This window comes from Enterococcus canintestini (genome assembly GCF_001885735.1).
In the GTDB taxonomy this organism is placed as follows: Bacteria; Bacillota; Bacilli; order Lactobacillales; family Enterococcaceae; genus Enterococcus_C; species Enterococcus_C canintestini.
Window position 1 is genome coordinate 1 of sequence record NZ_JXKG01000007.1, and the last position, 21,394, is coordinate 21,394.

The 21,394-nt window shown below is 36.6% G+C and carries 17 protein-coding genes; 12 read left to right on the top strand and 5 right to left on the bottom strand.

Annotated features, from left to right (window positions below; translation table 11 throughout):
• Positions 1–239: 239 nt before the first annotated feature.
• On the top strand, positions 240–1,229 hold the full coding sequence (locus RU96_RS05655) for a M23 family metallopeptidase (RefSeq protein WP_071864566.1): 990 nt from the start codon (positions 240–242) through the stop codon (positions 1,227–1,229).
• 313 nt (positions 1,230–1,542) lie between these two features.
• Here RU96_RS05655 and RU96_RS05660 read toward each other — a convergent pair whose 3' ends face one another.
• Positions 1,543–2,397: an RluA family pseudouridine synthase gene (locus tag RU96_RS05660; RefSeq protein WP_071864567.1), complete on the bottom strand. Its 855-nt coding sequence runs from the start codon at positions 2,395–2,397 to the stop codon at positions 1,543–1,545.
• Between the two features lie 216 nt (positions 2,398–2,613).
• Between RU96_RS05660 and RU96_RS05665 the strand changes: the two genes are divergently transcribed.
• Together RU96_RS05665 and RU96_RS05670 are read left to right on the top strand one after the other, a co-directional pair.
• On the top strand, positions 2,614–4,767 hold the full coding sequence (locus RU96_RS05665; RefSeq protein ID WP_071864568.1) for a PBP1A family penicillin-binding protein: 2,154 nt from the start codon (positions 2,614–2,616) through the stop codon (positions 4,765–4,767).
• Between the two features lie 50 nt (positions 4,768–4,817).
• The gene (locus RU96_RS05670; RefSeq protein ID WP_071864569.1) at positions 4,818–5,156 is read left to right on the top strand and encodes a YlbF family regulator; all 339 of its coding nucleotides are present in this window, start codon (positions 4,818–4,820) and stop codon (positions 5,154–5,156) included.
• 181 nt (positions 5,157–5,337) lie between these two features.
• Here RU96_RS05670 and RU96_RS05675 read toward each other — a convergent pair whose 3' ends face one another.
• On the bottom strand, positions 5,338–6,393 hold the full coding sequence (locus RU96_RS05675; RefSeq protein ID WP_071864570.1) for a GntR family transcriptional regulator: 1,056 nt from the start codon (positions 6,391–6,393) through the stop codon (positions 5,338–5,340).
• A 237-nt stretch (positions 6,394–6,630) separates the two neighbouring features.
• Here RU96_RS05675 and RU96_RS05680 point away from each other — a divergent pair, with 237 nt between their 5' ends.
• The 5 genes from RU96_RS05680 to RU96_RS05700 all read left to right on the top strand — a co-directional run bounded on the left by RU96_RS05680 (position 6,631) and on the right by RU96_RS05700 (position 15,092).
• A complete protein-coding gene (locus RU96_RS05680) occupies positions 6,631–7,497 on the top strand; it encodes an ROK family protein (protein ID WP_071864571.1) in 867 nt (288 codons plus the stop codon).
• Positions 7,498–7,776: 279 nt separating this feature from the next.
• Entirely contained in the window at positions 7,777–8,961 is a 1,185-nt protein-coding gene (locus RU96_RS05685; RefSeq protein ID WP_071864572.1) for a metallophosphoesterase family protein, read from the top strand.
• Entirely contained in the window at positions 8,961–11,573 is a 2,613-nt protein-coding gene (locus RU96_RS05690) for an AAA family ATPase (protein WP_071864573.1), read from the top strand. The genes RU96_RS05685 and RU96_RS05690 overlap by 1 nt, the downstream gene beginning before the upstream one ends.
• A gap of 56 nt (positions 11,574–11,629) precedes the next feature.
• Positions 11,630–12,574 carry a 3'-5' exoribonuclease YhaM family protein gene (locus RU96_RS05695; RefSeq protein ID WP_071864574.1) on the top strand — a complete coding sequence of 315 codons (945 nt, stop codon included), beginning with the start codon at positions 11,630–11,632 and terminating at the stop codon, positions 12,572–12,574.
• Positions 12,575–12,797: 223 nt separating this feature from the next.
• Complete coding sequence (locus tag RU96_RS05700) at positions 12,798–15,092, top strand: cation-translocating P-type ATPase (RefSeq protein WP_071864575.1); 2,295 nt, start codon at positions 12,798–12,800, stop codon at positions 15,090–15,092.
• Between the two features lie 83 nt (positions 15,093–15,175).
• Here RU96_RS05700 and RU96_RS05705 read toward each other — a convergent pair whose 3' ends face one another.
• The 3 genes from RU96_RS05705 to RU96_RS05715 form a co-directional block, all read right to left on the bottom strand.
• Positions 15,176–16,192 carry a peptidylprolyl isomerase gene (locus RU96_RS05705; RefSeq protein ID WP_071864576.1) on the bottom strand — a complete coding sequence of 339 codons (1,017 nt, stop codon included), beginning with the start codon at positions 16,190–16,192 and terminating at the stop codon, positions 15,176–15,178.
• 122 nt (positions 16,193–16,314) lie between these two features.
• Positions 16,315–16,698: a YtxH domain-containing protein gene (locus tag RU96_RS05710; protein WP_071864577.1), complete on the bottom strand. Its 384-nt coding sequence runs from the start codon at positions 16,696–16,698 to the stop codon at positions 16,315–16,317.
• Positions 16,699–17,124: an HIT family protein gene (locus tag RU96_RS05715; protein WP_071864578.1), complete on the bottom strand. Its 426-nt coding sequence runs from the start codon at positions 17,122–17,124 to the stop codon at positions 16,699–16,701.
• Positions 17,125–17,295: 171 nt separating this feature from the next.
• Here RU96_RS05715 and RU96_RS05720 point away from each other — a divergent pair, with 171 nt between their 5' ends.
• From RU96_RS05720 to trmB, 4 genes are all read left to right on the top strand, one after another.
• Positions 17,296–18,039 (top strand): ABC transporter ATP-binding protein, encoded by a 744-nt coding sequence (locus tag RU96_RS05720; protein WP_071864579.1) that lies wholly within the window; start codon positions 17,296–17,298, stop codon positions 18,037–18,039.
• Positions 18,032–19,243: an ABC transporter permease gene (locus RU96_RS05725; protein WP_071864580.1), complete on the top strand. Its 1,212-nt coding sequence runs from the start codon at positions 18,032–18,034 to the stop codon at positions 19,241–19,243. The genes RU96_RS05720 and RU96_RS05725 overlap by 8 nt, the downstream gene beginning before the upstream one ends.
• A gap of 117 nt (positions 19,244–19,360) precedes the next feature.
• On the top strand, positions 19,361–20,140 hold the full coding sequence (locus tag RU96_RS05730) for a phosphotransferase family protein (RefSeq protein ID WP_071864581.1): 780 nt from the start codon (positions 19,361–19,363) through the stop codon (positions 20,138–20,140).
• 78 nt (positions 20,141–20,218) lie between these two features.
• Positions 20,219–20,878, top strand: a complete 660-nt coding sequence (gene trmB, locus RU96_RS05735) for a tRNA (guanosine(46)-N7)-methyltransferase TrmB (RefSeq protein ID WP_071864582.1) — start codon at positions 20,219–20,221, stop codon at positions 20,876–20,878.
• Positions 20,879–21,394: the final 516 nt, after the last annotated feature.

Genomic DNA, 21,394 nt, shown 5'->3' on the forward strand with positions numbered 1-21,394 from the left:
CTTTTGAAGGGTGGTTATGATTTGTCAAAAAAGAAAATTCTATAGTAATTTCTAATATTTTTATGAAAAAATTAGTATTTGTGTAATCTAAGTGAAATGTTGCAATCTAGTTGTAAATAAAAGTGTTTTCATTACAAAAGACAGTAGTTGCTGAAAATAAACTGTAAGTTTGTTGTCATCCTTTTCATGAAAAAACGTGCTAAATTAAGCAAGTCAAAAAAACGAAAAGGGGTCATTAATTGAAACTCAAAAAAACAATTTTAACAATTTCACTTCTCGGAAGTTTATTCTTTTCAGCCACAGCTTTTGCCTCAGAAAATACTGATAAATTAGCAACTGTAAAAACTGATGTAACACAAACTGAGGCTAAAATTAACGATTATAAATCACAAATTCAACAGTTACATGCTGAAATTGAAAATAATGAAACAACAAAAGCAACCTATAGTGAAGAGTTGGATGAAGAAATCGCCACATTGGCTACAATTAAAGCAGAATTAACTGAAAAACAAGCGCAACAAGAAGAAGTAGAAGCATCATTTTTAGGTACTTCCCTTGACTTATTCCAAGGTCTCCAAGGAAAAGAGCAAATTAAAGCGCAAGTTACCAAGCTAAAAGAAAAACAAAGTAATCAACGTATCGAAGTTGCCACTTTACAAGGTAAAATTACCCAAGTGGAACAAATGAACCAAGAGCTAACAGATAAAATCGCAAAGTTACAACAAACACAAGCTACGGCAGAAAAAAATGTTGCGGAAAAAAAGGCGACGATTGTCACTTTAACAGCAAAAGTGAAAGCAGAAGAAGAAAAAGCTGCTAAAGTAGCTCAAACTGGTTTTGCCGCACCGTTAGAAGGTAGTTTAAACATTAGTAGTCCTTTTGGTTGGCGCCAAATGCCTCTTGGTGGCGGAACAGAACATCATGACGGTATTGACTTAACTGGTTCTACGGGTCAAACAGTAATGGCAGCACGAGATGGCGTGGTAGTGGAAGCGGGCTTTGATGCAAGTTGTGGTAATCATGTTATCGTCAAACATGACAATGGTTACTATACTTATTATTTCCACTTAACAACTATTGAAGTCAGTAACGGTGCTAGCGTTAGTGTCGGCCAACGCATTGGTGGCATGGGAACCACAGGGAATTCAACCGGTGTTCATTTGCACTTTGGTGTAGCGACTGGTCTGTGGGAAGGCTTTGTTGATCCTGCTCCTTTGATTGGTGCGTAATAAAGTTATAGAATTAGCATAAAAATTAAAAGCACGAAAGTTGTGGCTATCATTTTCCAAAAAAGCAGTTATTGGGAAAACGATGCGGAACTTTCGTGTTTTTTTAGTTGAAATTTGAAGAAATTTGAAAAACAATTTATTAAAATTCTATCTTATTGCTTGAGAGCTGAACGAGTTCATTTAGCTTTTCTTATGATCCAGCACACAAACGAACTCTTGGCGACATTAAGGCGAAATGCTAAGAAATTTGAGGAGCAATTTCATATCATTTCGCCTTAATGCTAAAGAGTTAAGCGCGTTTGTTTAGCTTTTCTTATGCCCATAAGCCAGGAGATGCGGTAATGACTAATTTTTCTTTAGTAAAGGGGTGTTCGAGATGCATTTTTTGCGCATGAAGCATTAAACGTGGCGCTTTTTCTTTACCATAAAGAGGATCTCCGATAATAGGATGGCCGATGCTTTTTAAATGGACTCTGATTTGATGCGTGCGACCTGTTTCAAGTTGGCAATAGATTTGACTGTGTTTCCCACTTTTGAAAATGGTGACGTGGGTAATAGCTGTCTGACCATTTTTTTCATCGATAATTCGTTTGCGCCGATCGTGACGATCGCGCCCGATTTTTTTGTTAATTGTAGTCGCATGGGCCAAATTGCCACTAACGATTGCTTGATATTGGCGGTAAATATGCTTTTGTTCTAAGAGGCGACCTAAAATTGGTAAGACCAATGGATTTTTAGCAAATAAAATAGCACCACTGGTTTCTTTATCTAAACGGTGCACCACATAAGGGCGTTGTCCTTTTGGGGCAAGATAAGCCGCCACGTCATTTAGTAGCGTATCTTTTTCTGTCGGCTGATTAGGGTGTGTTTTAATTCCGGCAGCTTTATTTGCAACCAACAGATGTTCATCTTCGTATAAAACATCCACTTTTTTTGCCTTTCCCAAAGCAACTTCTTGATACGTATAATCTTCTGGTTCAATCTTAAGTGTAATACGATCGCCAGCGTGACAAAGTTCATGAAACATAACGGGCTCACCGTTTTTACGGACATTTTTACGAACGCGCAAAAAATGACGTACTTTACGAGGAACTAACCACTCTTTTTCAAGTAGTTCACGAATAGTCATTTCTTTTTGAGCGTTAGGGAGTGTGATTGTGTATTCCATAGTAACCCTCAATTCTTTTTTACATGCTAACTTTTATTAGATTTCTTAAATACAGCTTTATTTTAAAAGATATTTAAGAAAAATGTAACGAATTACTGCATTTTCTTTGCTAAAATGTGCTAGATTTAGTTTAATATGCTATTTTCAGTCTAAAGACGCAGGTTAGTTTGTAATTTTCCTGTTAAACTGACACAAATTAAATGAGTGGAGATTGTTATGGATATAAAAGAAATTTGGACAAAAATAAAAGAGGCTTTGCGCACTTTTTGGCAATGGTTAAAGCCTTATTTACAGCAATTTCATCAATGGCGCAAACGTGTTTGGAAAAAATATCACGTCAATAAAATTATCATTTTATTAGGCTTGATTGCCGTACTAGTTACTAGCAGTTATTTATTTTATTTATCCAAACAAGTCGATGTGGATCGCTTGCAATCAGACTTGAAGAACACAACAGTTATTTATGATAAAGACGGCGATACAGCTGGTAAATTGAATTCAGGCAAGGGGACGTATGTGGAGATGGATAAGATTTCTCCTAATATCGTCAATGCTGTCGTTTCAACAGAAGACCGCAATTTTTATAATCACCATGGGTTTGATATTAAAGGGATTGCCCGTGCAGCGGTAAGAGCGGTAATTAATCGCAATACTTCTGGTGGTGGTGGGAGTACCATTACCCAACAGTTGGCTAAAAATGCCTATCTTACTTTAGACCAAACGTTTAGTCGTAAGGCCAAAGAACTGTTTTTAGCGATTGAAATTGAAAAAAAATATACCAAAGATCAAATTTTGACGATGTATTTAAACAACGCCTATTTTGGTAATGGTGTTTGGGGGGTGCAAGATGCCTCGAAGAAATATTTTGGTGTGAACGCAAGTGAAGTAGAACTAAGTGAAGCAGCTACTTTGGCGGGGATGTTAAAAGGACCAAGTATTTATAATCCGATTGACCATCCTGATTTAGCCAATGAACGGCGTAATGTCGTTTTAAGTGTTATGGTGGATAACGGTAAAATTACCAAAGAGCAGGAAAAACAAGTGGAACAGACCAATATCGCCGATTCGCTGTACGATGCTTATGATAATGAAGATACTGGCAATAAATACCCGTATTTTATTGATGCGGTATTAGATGAAGCAGAACAAAAATACGATATTGATGACTCAGATATTTTAACCAAGGGCTACAAAGTATATACAACTTTAGATCAGCAACAACAAATTCAGATGCAAAATGTTTATGACAACAATAATAATTTCCCTAGTAATGCAGCTGACGGCGCGATGCCACAATCGGGTTCAGTTTCTATGGATCCTAATACCGGCGGAATTCGCGCGTTAGTCGGTCGCCGCGGTGAGCATACGTTCCGAGGCTTTAGTTTTGCAACACAAATGAAACGTTCACCAGGTTCAACGATTAAACCAATTAGTGTCTATACGCCAGCTCTTGAAGCAGGTTATAAGCCAGATAGTATTTTAAAAGATGAAAAAATGAGCTTTTATGATGTGAAAAACTACGATGGCACGTATTCTGGCGAAGTTCCTATGTATCAATCTGTCGCTTGGAGTTTAAATGCACCGGCAGTCTGGTTACTACATGAAATTGGCATTGACAAAGGCTATAAAAAAGCCCAAGAATTTGGTCTTTCTTTAACTGAAAAAGATAAATATTGGGGCGGGGTGGCACTAGGTGGTTTAGAAAAAGGCGAATCGCCAATGACGATGGCCGCAGCTTATGGCGTTTTTGCCAATGGTGGCCAATTGTATACACCACATGTAATTACTAAAATTGTCGATTCAAAAGGAACGGTGATTGTCGATAATACCAAACCAAAAGGAAAACGAATTATCTCAGAAGAAACTGCTAACCAAATGACCAGTATGCTGTTAGGAACATTTTCAAACGGGACAGCAGCACAAGCCAATCCAGGTTATACGATGGCTGGAAAAACTGGTACTACTGAAACAAACTTTGATTCCAGTAAAGCCAATGACCAATGGATTGTCGGATACACACCAAACGTGGTAATTGCTACGTGGTTAGGTTTTGAAAAAAGTAGTAAAGAGCATTATCTATCAGGAACTAGTGGGGATGTAGTCGGGAAAATTTTCCAAGCCGAAGCTGCTAATATTTTACCTTATGTAAAAGAATCTGGCTTTGCCGTAGCAGACGCCTATCAAACTAACGGTAAGGTAGTCGCTGCAGATGAAGTTAACCGCGATCAAAATAGTGAAACGGACTGGAATAAAACGATGGATGATTTTGCGGAAAAAGCCAAAGATGGTCTAAGCGAAATTGGTGGTAAAGTCAAAGAAGGCGCAAAACGAGTCTTTCAAGATATTTGGGGCAGATTAAATGGTAACTAAAGTTTTTATGTTACAATAAATCATATCAAATAAAAGTGAGGTTACAAGATATGGCGAACATTTATGACACAGCAAATCAATTAGAACGTGAAATTAGAGAATCACAACAATTTGGTGATTTAAAAGCATCTTTTGAGCGCTTAAAAGAAAACCAAGAAGCCCATGCTTTATTCCAAGAATTTCAACAATTACAACAAGGTCTGCATGAAAAAATGATGTCAGGCGAAGAAATTTCAGAAGAAGATGCAAAAAAAGCCCAAGAATTAGCTGAACGGGTGCAAAAAGAAGATTTAATTAACGAATTAATGCAAAAAGAACAAGCGTTTAGTGCAGTTGTTAATGATTTAAACCGCATTATCATGGGCCCAGTTCACGAATTATATAACTAAAAATGAAGAAGAGGTGTGACAAATATTTTGTCATACCTCTTTTTTTGCAAATAAATGGTTTTAAAGCAGCAATTTCTTTACCTTCTAGACCAGAGAAAAAATTTTTTAAGTTGACTGTGACGGGATAGTCAGTAATGTTGGTTTACAGGAAAAATATAGTTCTTTTTTGTTTTTACGCCAATCAATTTTCATAAGCTACGCCTTTTTTTAGTGGTTTTGTAGAAGAACGTTTAATCAATTTAACAGAAATTTGCTTATCGACAGGTTTTATTCCGGTTTGTAACCATTTTAACAACAATTGGGCCGCAGTGGTTCCAATCATTTTAAAATCTTGCAAAATAGTCGTTAGCGCCGGATCAAAAAAACGAGCCGCTTGGGTATCATCAAAGCCGACTACAGCTAGATTCGCTGGAATTTGCCAATTTTGCTGACGTAACTGTTGAATCGCACCTAAAGCAAAAAGATCATTCTCACAGACAAGGGCAGTGACTTCATTTTGTAACAGATAATGGCTTAAATCAGAAGCGTTCAAATAAGTATCTTCTAAGTGACTGTGAAAGGGAATATTTACTTCTGCTAAAGCACGCAAATAGCCAAAGTAGCGCTGGCGGGTAGATTGCGGGTGGTGTTTGCTACCAAAATAATAACCAATTTTTTTATGACCTAACTGAATTAAATAATTAGTCGCTAAATAGCCGCCGCGTTCATTATCAGCTGTGACTGCTGGAAAAGGTAAATCGTGAACTTTTTTGTCTAAAATAATCGCAGCAAAATTTTGGGCAGCTAAAGAAAGTAATAAATCCAGATGGGCTTCTTCATCTCGTGGATAGTACAAAAGGCCATCAAATTCGGCCATGATAGCAGTGGCACTGCGTTCAGTTAAAAAATCATAATTTGTCAAAAACACATCAATTTTTTCGGCTTGAAAAACCGCCATGACGCCTTCACTTAAAGGAGCAACTGATAGTTCAGTACTTTCTTCTAAAGGCAAAACTAGTAAAATACGCTGGGGTTGTTTTTGCTTTAATTCGTTTACAAAGCTACCACTTCCTTGAATGCGGGTAATGAATCCTTCTTGTTCTAAATCTGTCAGAGCTCGTTTGGCGGTAATCCGGCTGACGTGATAATCAGCAGAGAGGGCTTTTTCAGTGGGTAATTTACTCCCAGGCGTCATCATTCCGGCTAGAATTTTTGCTTTTAAATCTTTTTTTATTTTTTGATATAAAGGCTGCGTCATTTTAGGCACCTCCTAATAACTTTTAATTTTTGATATATTCTATTGCCATAATAGCATATTTTTTTTTGAAGCAGGATAATAAAAAAATATTCTGAAAGCGTAGACATAATTGGACTACCCAAGTATAATCAAAATATAAATTGATATATCAAATTTAGCGATAGTTATAGTATACGCTGCTAAAACTCTTTAGAAAATACATAAAGTAAGTAGCGTTCATTATTAAGGAGGAACGATATGTATTACGGTGGTATTGAAGCTGGTGGGACAAAATTTATTTGTGCTGTCAGTGATGAAAAACAAAATATTGTAGCCAAAACAAGTGTACCAACGACAACACCTGAGGAAACTTTGCAAAAAACATTTGAATTTTTTGATCAATACGAGATTCGTGCAATGGGGATTGGTTCATTTGGACCGATTGGAATTGACGAAAGCAAAGACAATTACGGCTATATTCTGGCTACGCCCAAACCAGGTTGGTCTGAATTTGATTTCTTAGGACAAATGAAAGAAAAGTATGACATTCCTTTTGTGTGGACGACAGATGTCAATGCGGCAGCTTTTGGCGAGTTGAAAAAAGGCGCAGCACAAGGGAAAAAGAGCTGTATCTATTTAACGGTCGGAACGGGTATTGGTGGTGGTGTGGTCATAGATGGTAAAATTTTCTCTGGCATCAATCATCCTGAAATGGGGCATATTCATGTAAAACGTCATCCAGATGACGATTATGAAGGGACTTGTCCGTATCATAAAGACTGCTTAGAAGGGTTAGCCGCAGGGCCTAGTCTGGAAGGTCGCACTGGCATTAAAGGTCAAGATTTACCTGAAGATCATCCAATTTGGGAAATTCAAGCTTATTATATTGCCCAAGCATTAATGGCGTATGTCCTAACATTAGCGCCAGAACGGATTATTTTAGGTGGGGGTGTAATGAATCAAGATCATCTATTGATGAAAATCCGCCAAAGTTTTGTAGAACAAGTTGCAGGTTACGTGGAAACACCGCCTGTTAGTGAATATATTGTTCGTTGGGGCTTACCAAACGAAAGTGGTATCACCGGCTGTTTATTATTGGCTGAAGAAGCTGTAAAAACAAAATAAAGCACCGAGTCAAACAATTTTCTTTCTGATTAGCATATTAGTTGCTGCGGAGAATTGTTTGGCTTTTTGATTGCGTTTTTTATGAGCTGGCTCAATTAAAAGGCGAACAAATTTTCGTACTTGTGGTGACGAGATAAGTAAGAAATGTTATGATATAAAGGAATCTAGCAACTTTAGCAGGATTAAAAAAGTTTGTTTTAAAAGTAGATTCCATTTTTTAATTTATTCAATAGTAGTTCACTACTGTTTTGAAATTATAGAAATAAGGAGGGCGTGACCATGCGCTTTATCCACGTCGCCGATTTACATTTTGATCGGACCTTTGAAGGATTGTCCGAAGAAATACCGGTAGATTTTTTAAAAAAATTAAATCAAGCCAATGAAAAAACATTAAAAAATATTGTTACCACAGCGATAGCGCAACAGGTAGATTTTGTCATTTTTGCTGGGGATACGTTTCACCAAATGAACCCTTCTTTGAAAAATCAACAGCTTTTAATGGCCCAATTTCAACAATTAGCCCACGCTGAAATTCCAGTTTATTTAATTTTTGGCAATCATGACTATTATGAAGAGAGTCGTTACTGGTTTTCTTTTCCTGAAAATGTCGTTTTATTTGAAACAGAAACAGTCAAAAGTATTGTCGCCACCACCAAAAATGAGGAAAAATATGCTATTTCAGGCTTTAGTTACCGTCATCAATATTTAAAAGCAGAAATGGTTAAACATTTTCCTGTGCGTAATTTAGAAGTTGACTATCATCTAGGTCTTTATCATGGGGATATAAATGATGCCAACTTTGCACCTTTTAGTTTAAACGAATTAAAAAGTAAAAATTATGATTATTGGGCGTTAGGGCATATTCATCAACCGACAAAGTTGAGTGATGAAATAATTTATCCCGGTACCCCTCAAGGTCATACGAAAAAAGAACGAGATCTAGGAAATGTCTTGTTGGTGGAGCTAGCAAAAAATGAGCTAACTGTTACAAGAATCCCTGTTGCAGCTTTACGTTGGCAAAAAAAGACGATTTCTTTAGCCGACTGTGAAAATAACGCGGCGGTAGTAAGCTATTTAACAAAGCAACTTACGCCTCTGACAGAAAATACCGCAATGTTGTACGAAATTACTTTAGCCAATACAGCCCATTTACAAAATTTTACTGCCATGATAACAAATGGCCAGCTACAAGATTTGTTGAATCAGCAGTGGCCTGACTTGGTCTTTGTGCATACTTTAAAACTTGAAGAAGTAAAGGAGAAAATTTCATTGCCTGCTAGTGAGGCTTTAAAAACGCAGTTATTACAAGAATTTAGCCATGAGGAAATTTTTAATGAAGTGCTGGCAGAATTGGCGGGCAATAAAAATACAACAAGATTATTAGCAGATCCTACCTTTCGCCAAGAAGTATTGACACAAGTAGCTGAGGAGTTAAATCAGCAATTTGAATGGGGGCAAAGCTAATGCGAATTTTAAGAGCTGAAATTACGGGTTTTGGTAAGTATCGCCACCAGCAATTTAATTTTGCTGACGGCAACCAATTGTTTTATGGCAAAAACGAAGCGGGAAAATCGACCCTGTACCAATTTATTTTAGCAATGCTATTTGGCTTTCCCATCAAAAGAGGACGAAAACGTGATTTTGAGCCTTTAGATGGAACTAGCTATGGTGGACGTTTAGTTATTGTCTTATCCCAACATGGAGAAGTAACGATTGAACGTTTTAAACAAGTCAATCGCGGGAAAGCTAAAGTCTACTTCGGACAACAGACCGGAGGCGAACAGCTGTTAACGCAATTGCTTGCGCCTTTAAATCGCGAATTATTTGAAGAGGTTTTCACCTTTCAACAAGAGCAGTTGTCGCAGTTGGATCGTTTGCAAGAAAAACCACTCCATGATGCTCTAATCTCATTAGGAATCACAGGGAGTAAAAAATTATTAGGCAAGCAACAAGAGTATGTTGATAATGAACAAAGGCTATTTAAAGTAAGAGGACAACGACAAGCGTTAAATAAAGCGTTAAAAGAGCAAGAACAAATTGCGCAACAAGTTTATCAACAAGAAGCAAAAGAAGCTGCGATGACGGAATTAATGGCCAAAAAACAACAAGATGAACAACAACAGCAGCAACTGACAGCACAACTGCAAAAAGCGCAGCAAGAGTACCTTACTTTAAAAGAACAAGAACGTAGCTTTTCGCAATACGAAGAATGGCAAGCACTCCAAAAAAAATATCCCCACGATGATTTAGGAGCAGAACCAGAAAAACTACAAGAATTTTACAATCAATATAATCAACTAAATACCCGCTTAGCCCAGGGCAAACAAGAACTTATTGCCTTAAATGAAACTCAAGGACTAACCGATCGCTATCGTTTTTATTTGGAACACGAAGCGCAAATTAAAGGTTTGTTACAAGAACAAGTAGCAGCGGTGCGTTTAACAGATGATTTTCAAAAACAACTGGAAGAACAACAACGTTTAATTGAAGAGGTTACACTTTTAGAAGATACGTATCATTTTCGTGTGGAAGAAGATGCGAAAAAAAAAGTTCAGACGACCAAAAAATTGGCCCAACACTACCAACAACTCACAACAGAAGTAACAGAGGCAAAACAAGAAGCCAAATGGCAAAGTAAACAAGAAGAACTGATCGCAATTCCCAGACGACAAAAACAACAAGAGCCAAGGTTTGCTCTTAGTACGCTGTTTAGTTTTGGGCTAGCGCTCCTTTTATTTATTAGTGGCTTTTTGATAGGGAATCTACGGGTTATATTGTGGTTTGTAAGTTTTTTGGCAGTCGCTTTTGGTTTTTACAGTCTGATCCAAAATAAATCTGAGACTGTAAAAGAGGCTAACTTAAAAGAACCCGAGTTGCAAAAAAATAATCTCCAAACTCTAGTAGCTAAAAAAAGTAAAGAGCAAGAAGCAATATGGTCTAAATTGCAACAAGAACTACCCAATCTGACAAACCCGCAAGATTTAGCTGTTGCATTAGTTCAACTAGATAAGGCCACAGAAGATTATGTCGAAAAAAATAATGCATTGATGCTAGCTGACCAAAGATTAGCGCAATTGGATCAAGCATACGGTGCGCTTTTACAACGGTTTAACTTTTTAGAAAAGTGGCTACCACAAGAAGGGCGAGATATTGTGCAGCGTTTACGGCTCTTACAAAACTTTGCCGATGAAATGCAAGAAGTAAAACTGCAACAAGAACAGCCGACTGCAGCCTTACTTATTCGTCAAAATCAACAATTACAAGAACAGCTAGATAAATTGTTAGCTGAAAATCAGACATTACTGCAAAGTGTCGGAATTACGCAACCTACCGAGATTCCACTGTGGATTGCGCAAATGCATCAAAAGGCTGGTGATTTAGCCCGTAAACAAGAACTAGCCAAACGCTTAACCAAACTTTTCCCTAAAAAAATAACGGCAAGTCAATTAGCAGTAGAATTATCTAACGCAAAAGATAAAGTCCAAGAGATTCAGCGACTAGATCGTCAATTAAATCGTAGCCTCCAAAAAACGCAGTTAAAAATTGAGCAGATGCAACGAGATGGTACGCTAGATGAATTACGCCAACGACTAGCTCAAGCCAATAGTAAAGTCTATGACTTGGCTTTACAATGGAGCAAAAATAAATTAACCGCTACGTTACTTGGGGATTTAGCCACAGAGCTTTCGGATAAACAACTACCGCAATTACTGCAAAAAAGTAGTCACTATTTAGCAATTTTAACTGGCGGAAATTATAAAGCGCTAGATTTTGTAGCAGAAGAACTAACTGTTAAAACAGAAAATAAAGCTTGGAAGATTTATGAACTTTCAACCGGAACGAAAGATCAGGTCATTATGGCAATCCGTTTTGGTTATTTGGCACTACAAGCAAGAATCTTATGTCCGTTAATTATTGATGATGGTTGGTTACATTATGATAGTAGCCGCAAAGAGCAATTAGCTGTACTGTTAAAAGAATTTGCGCAACAGTATCAAGTGATTTGTTTGTCTTCTGACGTAGAAATGGTAAGCTATTATGAGAAGTTACAACAAAAAGTTGTGGTTATAAAATAAATTTGTACCAATTTTTAATGCTAGCCAACTAGAAAAAAGCAGTAAAGGAGATCGCTATGAAAAAATTAAGAGATTTAGCAGTGGATGAAGAATTTCAAGCTTTTCTATTAATCAAAAATGCTGATGTGCGTTTAGCCAAAAATGGCAAAAAATTCATCGCTTTTACTTTCCAAGACACAACAGGTACTATTGATGGCAAATTTTGGGATGCTTCTGAAGAAGAAATTAATAAATTTGAAGCGGGAAAAGTCGTTGCATTACAAGGTAAACGAGAATTATATAATGGCAATCCACAAGTTAAAATTATTCACATGCGTCTAGCGCGCCCAGATGAGCCAAGTGAACCAACGCAGTATATGGAAAGAGCGCCTTTGAAAAAAGAAGAGATGGAAGAAGAAATCAATCAAACATTATTTGAAATCATTAATCCCCATTGGAATCGCATTGTGCGCTTTTTATTAAATAAATATCAAAAAGAATTTTTTGATTTTCCAGCAGCTAAGCGCAACCACCACGCTTTTGCTGGCGGGCTGGCTTATCACACGGTTTCCATGTTACGTTTAGCTAAAGCCATCGTAAAAGAATATCCTGAATTAAATCCGTCTTTATTATATGCGGGGGTTATTTTACATGATTTAGGTAAAGTAATTGAATTATCTGGTCCGATGTCAACTGAATATACATTAGTCGGAAATCTAGTGGGTCATTTGGTTTTAGTAGATGAGGAAATCACTAAAGCATGTATTGCATTGAAATTTGATGAAAATGAAGAAGATATTGTTGTTTTACGTCACATGGTGTTGGCTCATCACGGCCTGTTGGAGTATGGCTCTCCTGTGCGCCCGCGAATTATGGAAGCGGAAATTTTACATCAAATTGATAATTTGGATGCTTCAATGCAGATGATGTTGACGTCTTTACGCCAAACGCAACCGGGAAATTATTCTGATCGGATCTTCGGAATGGATAATCGCAGTTTTTATCTCCCAAAAGATGTTTAATATACTTGGAGCAATGAAAAAGCTTGTTTTGATGGTGTCTTTTAAAAAAGATGCTGTTTAAAACAAGCTTTTTATATTTTTAAATAGTTATGTTCTGTAGAAAATAACGTTAGCTTTCTTAAACTTTTTATAAGGGAATGGAAAATTTTCTGGTAATTTCAGTAAATCAAAATTTACTATGTTATCTTTTTTGATAGAGGATTGGTAAAGGAGATTTAGTGTTGTGGAAAATAAAACCGGCTTAAGTTTAGCTGAAGTAGAGTTACGAAAAGAACGCGGCTTACAAAATAATTTTACAGAAAGTGCCACCAAATCAACAGGAGCTATTTTTTATGATAATTTAGTTACGTTATTCAATTTTTTAAATCTATTAATTGGTATTTGTTTATTTTTAGTTGGCGCTTATAGCAATATGTTTTATTTGCTGATTATTTTCGTCAATATTACAATTGGAATCTATCAAGAAATTCATGCCCGCAATCTGGTACAGAAACTTTCCATTGTAAATAAAAAGCAAGTTCGTGTTATACGCGATGGGATTGAATTGGCGTTAGACTCTACGGAATTAGTAATGGATGATTTAGTCAAACTAGCAGCAGGTGAACAAGTTCCTTCTGATATGGAGGTAATTTCGGGCTTTGCTGAGGTTAATGAAGCGATGCTGACAGGGGAGTCAGATTTAATTGGTAAACAAGCAGGAGCAGCATTGTTATCGGGGAGCTTTTTAGTCAGTGGCGAAGTTTTCGCTCAAGTGATCCATGTGGGAAAAGATAATTATGCCGTAAAATTAACCAATGAAGCAAAAACCCATAAACCGTTGAATTCGGAATTGATTAGAGCGATTCGACAGGTGTCTAAATTCACGAGTTTTGTCATTATTCCTTTTGGTATTTTATTATTTTTAGAAGCTTTCGTTTTACGTTCTAGTGGCGTAAAAGAAGCGGTAGTGGTTTCAGCGGCAGCGGTTTTAGGGATGTTACCCAAAGGACTTGTTTTATTAATTAGTATCGCGCTGACAACTGGGGTAACCAAATTAGCCAAAAAAAGAATTTTGGTGCAAGACATGTATGCAATTGAAACATTAGCACATGTCGATACCCTTTGTTTAGATAAGACCGGAACGATTACTGAAGGAAATATGCGGGTCTATAAACTTCATAGTGTGGATGAAAATTATAAAGAGCAACTGCCGGCAATTATTGGCAGTTATTTAAAAAATAGTACCGATAGTAATGTAACCATGCAGGCCTTACGGGATTATTTTCCTGAAACTACAAATTATAGTGCCAGTGACATCACACCATTTTCTTCAGAGCGTAAATGGAGCAAAATGAATTTAGAAACAATTGGAACAGTATATTTAGGTGCACCAGAGCGAGTCTTGGCAGGCGATAATATTCCTCCAGTGGTTTTTAACGCCCAAAAAAATGGCTTACGCGTATTGGTGATTGCGGTAGCTGAAACCTCAGAAACTAATATACTTAAGCGTAAGGCAATTGCTGTTATTGAAATTGAAGACATCATCCGAAATAATGCCCAAGAAACATTGGCCTACTTGGAACAAGAAGGTGTCGCATTAAAAGTCATTTCCGGTGATAATCCGGTCACGGTGTCAAATATCGCCAAGCGTGCTGGCTTGCCAAATTATGATAAATATATTGATTTAACCACGTGTCAAACAGATGAGGACGTGAAAGCTGCAGCTTTGCAGTATACAGTTTTTGGTCGCGTAGCACCTCATCAAAAGAAATTATTAGTCCAAGCATTAAAACAAGCGGGTTCTACTGTGGCGATGACTGGTGATGGCGTCAATGATGTTTTAGCTTTGCGGGCAGCAGATGTCAGTATTGCCATGGCAGATGGAGATGCGGCTACACGTCAAATTTCCAATTTAGTCTTACTGGATTCTGATTTTACTACACTTCCCGCGGTTTTATTTGAAGGTCGCCGAGTAGTAAATAATGTCACTAAAGTTTCCGGCATATTTTTCATTAAAACGATTTATTCTTTCTTGTTATCCGTTATTTGTTTACTAAGTGTGCAAGCATTTCCTTTTATTCCGATTCAAATCACATTGATTGATTTGGCAATTGAAGGCTATCCTTCTTTCTTTTTATCTTTTGAAAGTAATAAACAAAAAGTTACCGGTAAATTTTTACCCACCGCGCTAAAAGCTGCCTTACCAAACGCTTTACTTGTGGTACTCAATGTCTTAGCTGTTACCGTTTTAGCTAGTCAGTTGAATTTGTCACAATTAGAGGCAACTACTTTAATGTATTATTTATTAATTGGGATTAGTTGCTTGGCAGTTATTAAAGCCTGTCTACCACTTAATTTTTTACGTCTCTTTTTAATTATCACGACAATTGGTGGGATTTATGTGGCGGCAATGCTCTTTTCTCACATTTTAGAAATTGGCTGGTTGACGGCTACAACGCTACCATTATTTGTAATTGGCATGTTAGTTAATGGTGTTTTATATAGTATCGTGACATTGTTGAAAAAGAAAAAAAGTTAGCAAAAGCAAAAAAACCTCGCAGCCTTAGGCTACGAGGGTTTTTAATCTTGAACTTAAAAGAGTCAAATAATTGGATACTGTTATTAATTTGATTCAGCAGTTGAACTTTCTGCTGTTTCAGAACTCTTTGTTTCAGAAGCAGTTGTTGATGAATTTTCAGATTCTTTGGTTGAGCTTGAAGTTTCTTTTGTAGAATCTTTTGTTTCAGCAGCTTCAATAAAGTCGCTTAAGATATTTTGTAATGCTTGATCTTTAACTTTCACGTTAGCATCTTTTAGTTCTTGCCCGATTACTTTAGCAGAGAAAGTAGAGTCAGATGCTTTGGTGTTAATCGCAATTTCTTTTAATTGTTTTTTGTAAGGTTCCATGTCGTTACCTTTAGCTTTGTTTTTGTCCATCCGTACAACATAGTAGCTTGTCATCATTGTAGATTGGTCAGTAACAGGAATTACGTCAGAAATTTCACCATCTTTAAGTTTAAAGGCAGCTGTTTTTACATCAGCTGGGACACTTGCTGTTTCTGAATCAAATGAAACTTTACCACCTTTTTCTTTAGTGGCAGAGTCAGTTGAACTCTTCTTAGCAATTTTTTCAAAGTCAGCATCTTTTTTACTTACTTCTTCTTTTAATTTTTTCGCTTCATCTTCACTGGCAGCTGCAATGATGTGGGCATCTACTTCTGGATGGAATGAATCCCAAGCAGTTTTCAAATCTTTATCGGTTACTTTAACGTGAGATTTGATTCCTTTTTCAAGGGCAGCTTGTTGTGTTAAATATTCTTTGAAGGTTTTTTTAGTGAAGCCAGATTGTTCCAATTGTTGTTCAAAGCTATCACCGTAAATTTTTGCTTGTTCATTGTATTGTTTGTCGATTTCTTTTTGGTCTACTTTATCACCGTATTTGTCACCGAAAACTTTTAAAATAATCATGTTACGGATTGTTTGTTGGTTAGTAGACTCATATTTTGCTTGATCGTAGAAATCTGAAACCGTGATTTTTGCCCCTTTCATAGTGGCGATGTCTTGATCTTTAGTGCCACATGCAGCAAGGGATAAAACAGCCATGGCGCTGATAGCGGCTAATAACATTTTTTTCTTCATTTAGTCGAGCACTCCTGTATTTTCAATTTAATTTTCACAAATATTACTATAGCACATTCTGTTTTTAAAAAAAATCACTGGTGTTAAGTTTCAAACAAAATTCACACAATGGTCGCTTTTCTTTATTTTTCCTTAGAGTTTGCTACTGCATTATCTGTTGTAGGATCAATTGCAGCCAATGCATTCGCATGATTTGTAAGGGTTGTGACTTGATCTTTAATTTGGGTGATGCGCGGTTCTGCCTGAAATTTAAAATCCGTGATATCTTGTTCTAGTCCAGCAGTAAAAGCAGGAATAATTTCTTGTGCTGTTTGTTGGGTCGTTAAAAGTGCTTTTTTAAAATTATTTAAACTAGCATTTAAATCTTGCGTGGTTTTAGTGGCCACTTCCAATTCTTTGGTTAGTTTTTCACGAGTTTCATTCCCACTTCTTGGCACGGTTAATAACGTTCCTACACCACCAGCGATAGAACCTACCACTAATCCTTTTAGAAAGCTTTTTATCATTTAGTTCACCTGCTTTGCAATCGCATCGGCAATAGCCTGCATTTCATCTGGGTTGTGCAAACCTTCATGATCACCAAAATGAACGGAAAAATCATCTGTTTTTTCATAACGTGGAATCAAATGAATATGGGAATGGAAGACAGATTGGTACGCTAATTCTTTATTGTTGTTTAAAATATTTAAACCTTCCATATCAGGAAATGCTGCTTCTAGTGCCCGGGCAATTTTAGGAATGCGGGCAAAAACGGCGCTAGCTAATTCTTCGTCATATTCAAAAATATCCGTAACATGTTTTTTCGGGATAATCAGTGTATGTCCTTTTGTAACTTGCGAAAGGTCTAAAAAAGCGTAGACGACTTCATCTTCGTATACTTTATAGCTAGGAACATCACCAGCTGCAATTTTACAAAAAATACAATTTTCCATGAAATTCATCCTCTCTAGTTGGCTGCGACTATTTAATGTCGCATTTTTGCCAAGTTTTATTATCCTTACTTTACCACAATCAGCTAGTTTTTTTCAGCGAAAGACTGTTTTTTGGTATAATGGGGCTTGTTAGCAATGAAATGTTACTACCAAGCTAAAGGAGCTTATAAAATGAGTTTAATAGTCAAAGACTTAACCGGTGGCTATGGCCAGTTTCCGGTTTTAAAAGATTTGAATTTCACTATCGCACCTGGTGAATTAGTTGGTTTAATTGGTTTAAATGGTGCAGGGAAAAGTACAACCATTAAAGAAATTATCGGGTTATTACAACCGCAAAAAGGGAGTATCACTTTAAATGATCTAACCTTAAAAAAAGATCCGGAAAATTATCGCAAACAAATTGGCTATATTCCAGAAACGCCATCTTTATATGAAGAATTGACTTTAAAAGAGCATATTGAAATAACAGCCATGGCGTATGATATTAAGCAAGAAGAGGCATTGAAGCGAGCAGAACCGCTCTTAAAAACATTTCGCTTAGAAAATAAGTTGGATTGGTTTCCGGCTAAATTCTCTAAAGGGATGAAGCAAAAAGTTATGGTGTTGTGTGCCTTTTTAATTGAACCAAGTCTTTATATTATTGATGAGCCTTTTTTAGGCTTAGATCCATTAGCCATTAATGCGCTACTAGAATTAATGGAACAAATGAAAAATAATGGTGCTGCGATATTGATGTCTACGCATATTTTAGCGACAGCCGAAAAGTATTGCGATCGTTTTATCGTTTTACATGAAGGAAAAATCATTGCTCAAGGTAGCTTAGCTCACTTGCAAGAAACTTTTGGTTTACAAGGGGCCGATTTGGATGAAATCTATTTGCACTTAACTAAAGCGCAGGTGACTGAAAATGCATGAGCTATTTAAAAAACGACTAGGCAATCACCAACGCCATATCCAAAAATATTTACGTTATGTATTTAATGATCACTTTGTTTTAATTTGTGTCTTTTTACTAGGTGGAGTCGGACTTTACTACTCTGAATTTATCAAAACATTACCGAGTCATTTTTGGCCGGCATCAGTTGTGATACTTTTTGTTTTGTTGGCAATTTTACCGCTTGGCAATTTTGCCACCCTCACCCAAGAGGCTGATATTGTTTTTTTACTTCCGAAAGAAAGCGCGTTAAAAGATTATTTTAAAAGTGCATTTTATTATTCTTTACTACTGCCTTTTTTTATCGAATTACTAATTTTAGGTTTTTTGATGCCATTACTGGTGGCAACAAGTTCACTTGATTTTTCGGCTTTTTTTCTTTTATTAATCAGTCTATGGTCTTTGAAGTTTGCTCAATTAAAATTAGCGACATTAAAAATTTATCAAGTCTCCTGGCAATTTTTAAGACAGGTGGAAGTAGTCTGGTTTATTGCTGCTGCAATTTGTCTAGGGGTAAGTATTTTCTTGAATGCTTTTATCGGAGTACTTTTAGCGCTGGTGACAGCCATTGGTGCACAACAGTTTGTAACCAAACGCGAAGATAACTTGGACTGGGAAAAAATGATTCACTTAGAAAAGAGTCGCTTGCATCGCATTTATCAGTTTATTAATCTTTTTACGGACGTGCCAGAAATCACAGCTACTGTCAAACGGCGAGCTTATTTAGATGGTATCTTGCGGCAGATTAAACCAATCCAACGTAATACTTATCTTTATTTATATGCTAGACGTTTTGTTAGAGGTTCAGAGTACAGTGGACTTTTTCTCCGCTTAGTGATTATTGGTAGCTTACTGTTATATTTTGTTCATGATCTTTACTTTAGTTTGGGACTAGGGATTTTATTTATTTATATGATTGGTTTTCAGCTAATTCCTTTATACAACCAATTTCGTTATATGATTTTGACACAACTTTATCCAGTTGCAAGCTTACAAAAAGCAAAAGCATTGCAATTTTTGCTATTTATTTTATTAGCAGTTGCCGCTCTTATCTTTGCTCTTATAGCAAACATTGCCTTATCTAATTGGACAGATCGTTTCTTAGTAACCATTGCGTATTTTCTCATGGTATTTTTCTTTACCAAATGGTATGTGCCAAGTCGATTAAAGAAGATGGCGTCCTAAGGCAAATTAAAATAAAAAAGCTCTTAAAAAAGGGAGCGGGGGAACGTATATGCGCTTGACGTTATGGCCTAAGACCGCTAGAATGGTGGTACTTTTGTTTTGAAGGAGGAAGAGCAGATGGATATTCAGTTAGGCCAAGAATGGAATTTAAGTCCTATTAAAGGCGATACCGGAAAAGCCTATATCGGTTCGCGGGAAAACGATAAAGTTTTTGTGAAACGGAATACGACGCCAATGCTTGCTGCTCTTTCAAAAGAAGGAATTACTCCTCGTCTAATTTGGACCAAAAGGACAGGAAACGGGGATACGTTTTCTGCACAAGAATGGCTAGAAGGTACGATTTTAACGGCAGAAGAGATTGGGAAAAGAAACGATGTGGTGGATGTTTTATATCAGTTGCATCACTCGCAGTCGTTAAAGCGGATGTTACAAAAAATTGGCGGTGAACTTTTAACGCCTAAAATGATGTTGGAACAATACGAAAGTGCGCTCGCTAACCCAATTGGTGAAAATCGTTTTTTGCAGTTAGTCTTGCATTATTTAAAACATAATATACCAGAATTTACCGCAGCCGATGCGGTAGTTGTTCATGGCGATGTCAATCACCGTAACTGGCTAGTTTGTCGCAATTATTTATATTTAGTTGATTGGGATTCTATTTGTTTTAGTGATCCAGCTGTAGATATTGGTACTTTTTTGGGGCATTATCTACCCAAGTCTTCTTGGAGTCGGTGGTTAATGAGTTATGGCATGATGCCAAATGGAACCAACTTGGAAAAAGTTTACTGGTATGCGTTAATGTCACTACTACAAGAAGTAAAAAAATATTATGTTCGTGGCGATTTTGAAACGATGAATGAAGTGATCATTCAGTTAAAACGAATTTTTAGTGAGTAGGGCGATGTCTTTTGCAAAAGCTTTAGACTTTGCTCTTTTTTTACGGTTATATTTTTAGGAAGAAGAAAGGAAGAAATTATGCGGGTAAGAAAAAGAAACGGTGCCGAAGAAATGTTAGTGGCACATCCAGAAATTGTAATTGCTGAACCAACTGCTCATAAAGGGCGTTGGCATGAAGTTTTTGGCAATAACCAACCGATTCAAATTGAAATTGGAATGGGAAAAGGCCGGTTTATTAGTGGAATGGCAAAACAAAATCCAACGATTAACTATATCGGGATCGATATGCAAGTCAGTGTAGTTTCCCATGCGCTAGATAAAGCTTTAGCGGCAGAAGTGGATAATTTGAAACTGTTACATGTTGATGGTTCAGCATTGACAGAGTACTTTGCTGAAAGTGAAGTCGATCAAATCTATTTGAACTTTTCTGATCCGTGGCCCAAAAAACGCCATATTAAACGACGCTTAACTTCTCCAGACTTTTTAGCGGTAGATGAAGCAATCTTGAAGCCAAAAGGTGAAATTCATTTTAAAACAGATAATCAAGGCTTATTTGAATATTCTTTAGCTAGTTTTTCTCAATATGGGATGACGTTAAAACAAGTTTGGTTAGATTTACATCACAGTGATTTTTCTGGTAATGTGATGACAGAATATGAAGAAAAGTTCAGTGGAAAAGGGCAACCAATTTACCGCGTAGAAGCTCAGTTTGCTGATAAAACAAAAAAAGTATCATAACAGCTGAAATCTTCTAATTTGTTTTGAAGAAAATTTCAATAAACTCAAATGAGGTTGTGACAAAAGCGACCAGTTTCAAGAAATAAGACGGAATTTTCGAAAATTGTTTTTTAAATTTGGGGAATTTCGTCTTATTTCCGAAGAAGCTGCTTCTGACATACCGTTTATTCGGAAATAGAGGTTGTGACAAGAATTTTGTCACAACCTCATTTTTTTAGTTTAAAGAGATTATAACGTTTTGATAATAGATAAGTTTATTTTAACTTATTGCTTTGAAGTTACCCGCAACCTTTCGCTTTTCTTTGATCTAGCTTTACGAACTAACTCGCTGCGACAATAAGCTAAAATTTGAAGAAATCTGAAAAGCAATTTATTAAAATTCTATCTTATTGCTAGCGAGCTGGACGAGTTCGCAAAGCTTTTCTAGTTGTCTAGCACATGTAGCAACTCTTCGGGAAAAATTCAAAAATTAGTTTCTGGTCAAGTGCACCAGAAAACGAATTTCTGAGATTTTTC

What these genes read in the sequence shown, in the direction of transcription:
- trmB (WP_071864582.1), top strand. Translation starts at nt 20,219, where the DNA reads ATGCGGGTAAGAAAAAGAAACGGTGCCGAAGAAATGTTAGTGGCACAT.
- RU96_RS05695 (WP_071864574.1), top strand. Translation starts at nt 11,630, where the DNA reads ATGAAAAAATTAAGAGATTTAGCAGTGGATGAAGAATTTCAAGCTTTT.
- RU96_RS05690 (WP_071864573.1), top strand. Translation starts at nt 8,961, where the DNA reads ATGCGAATTTTAAGAGCTGAAATTACGGGTTTTGGTAAGTATCGCCAC.
- RU96_RS05685 (WP_071864572.1), top strand. Translation starts at nt 7,777, where the DNA reads ATGCGCTTTATCCACGTCGCCGATTTACATTTTGATCGGACCTTTGAA.
- RU96_RS05715 (WP_071864578.1), bottom strand. Translation starts at nt 17,124, where the DNA reads ATGGAAAATTGTATTTTTTGTAAAATTGCAGCTGGTGATGTTCCTAGC.
- RU96_RS05705 (WP_071864576.1), bottom strand. Translation starts at nt 16,192, where the DNA reads ATGAAGAAAAAAATGTTATTAGCCGCTATCAGCGCCATGGCTGTTTTA.
- RU96_RS05680 (WP_071864571.1), top strand. Translation starts at nt 6,631, where the DNA reads ATGTATTACGGTGGTATTGAAGCTGGTGGGACAAAATTTATTTGTGCT.
- RU96_RS05725 (WP_071864580.1), top strand. Translation starts at nt 18,032, where the DNA reads ATGCATGAGCTATTTAAAAAACGACTAGGCAATCACCAACGCCATATC.
- RU96_RS05710 (WP_071864577.1), bottom strand. Translation starts at nt 16,698, where the DNA reads ATGATAAAAAGCTTTCTAAAAGGATTAGTGGTAGGTTCTATCGCTGGT.
- RU96_RS05660 (WP_071864567.1), bottom strand. Translation starts at nt 2,397, where the DNA reads ATGGAATACACAATCACACTCCCTAACGCTCAAAAAGAAATGACTATT.
- RU96_RS05670 (WP_071864569.1), top strand. Translation starts at nt 4,818, where the DNA reads ATGGCGAACATTTATGACACAGCAAATCAATTAGAACGTGAAATTAGA.
- RU96_RS05665 (WP_071864568.1), top strand. Translation starts at nt 2,614, where the DNA reads ATGGATATAAAAGAAATTTGGACAAAAATAAAAGAGGCTTTGCGCACT.
- RU96_RS05675 (WP_071864570.1), bottom strand. Translation starts at nt 6,393, where the DNA reads ATGACGCAGCCTTTATATCAAAAAATAAAAAAAGATTTAAAAGCAAAA.
- RU96_RS05720 (WP_071864579.1), top strand. Translation starts at nt 17,296, where the DNA reads ATGAGTTTAATAGTCAAAGACTTAACCGGTGGCTATGGCCAGTTTCCG.
- RU96_RS05730 (WP_071864581.1), top strand. Translation starts at nt 19,361, where the DNA reads ATGGATATTCAGTTAGGCCAAGAATGGAATTTAAGTCCTATTAAAGGC.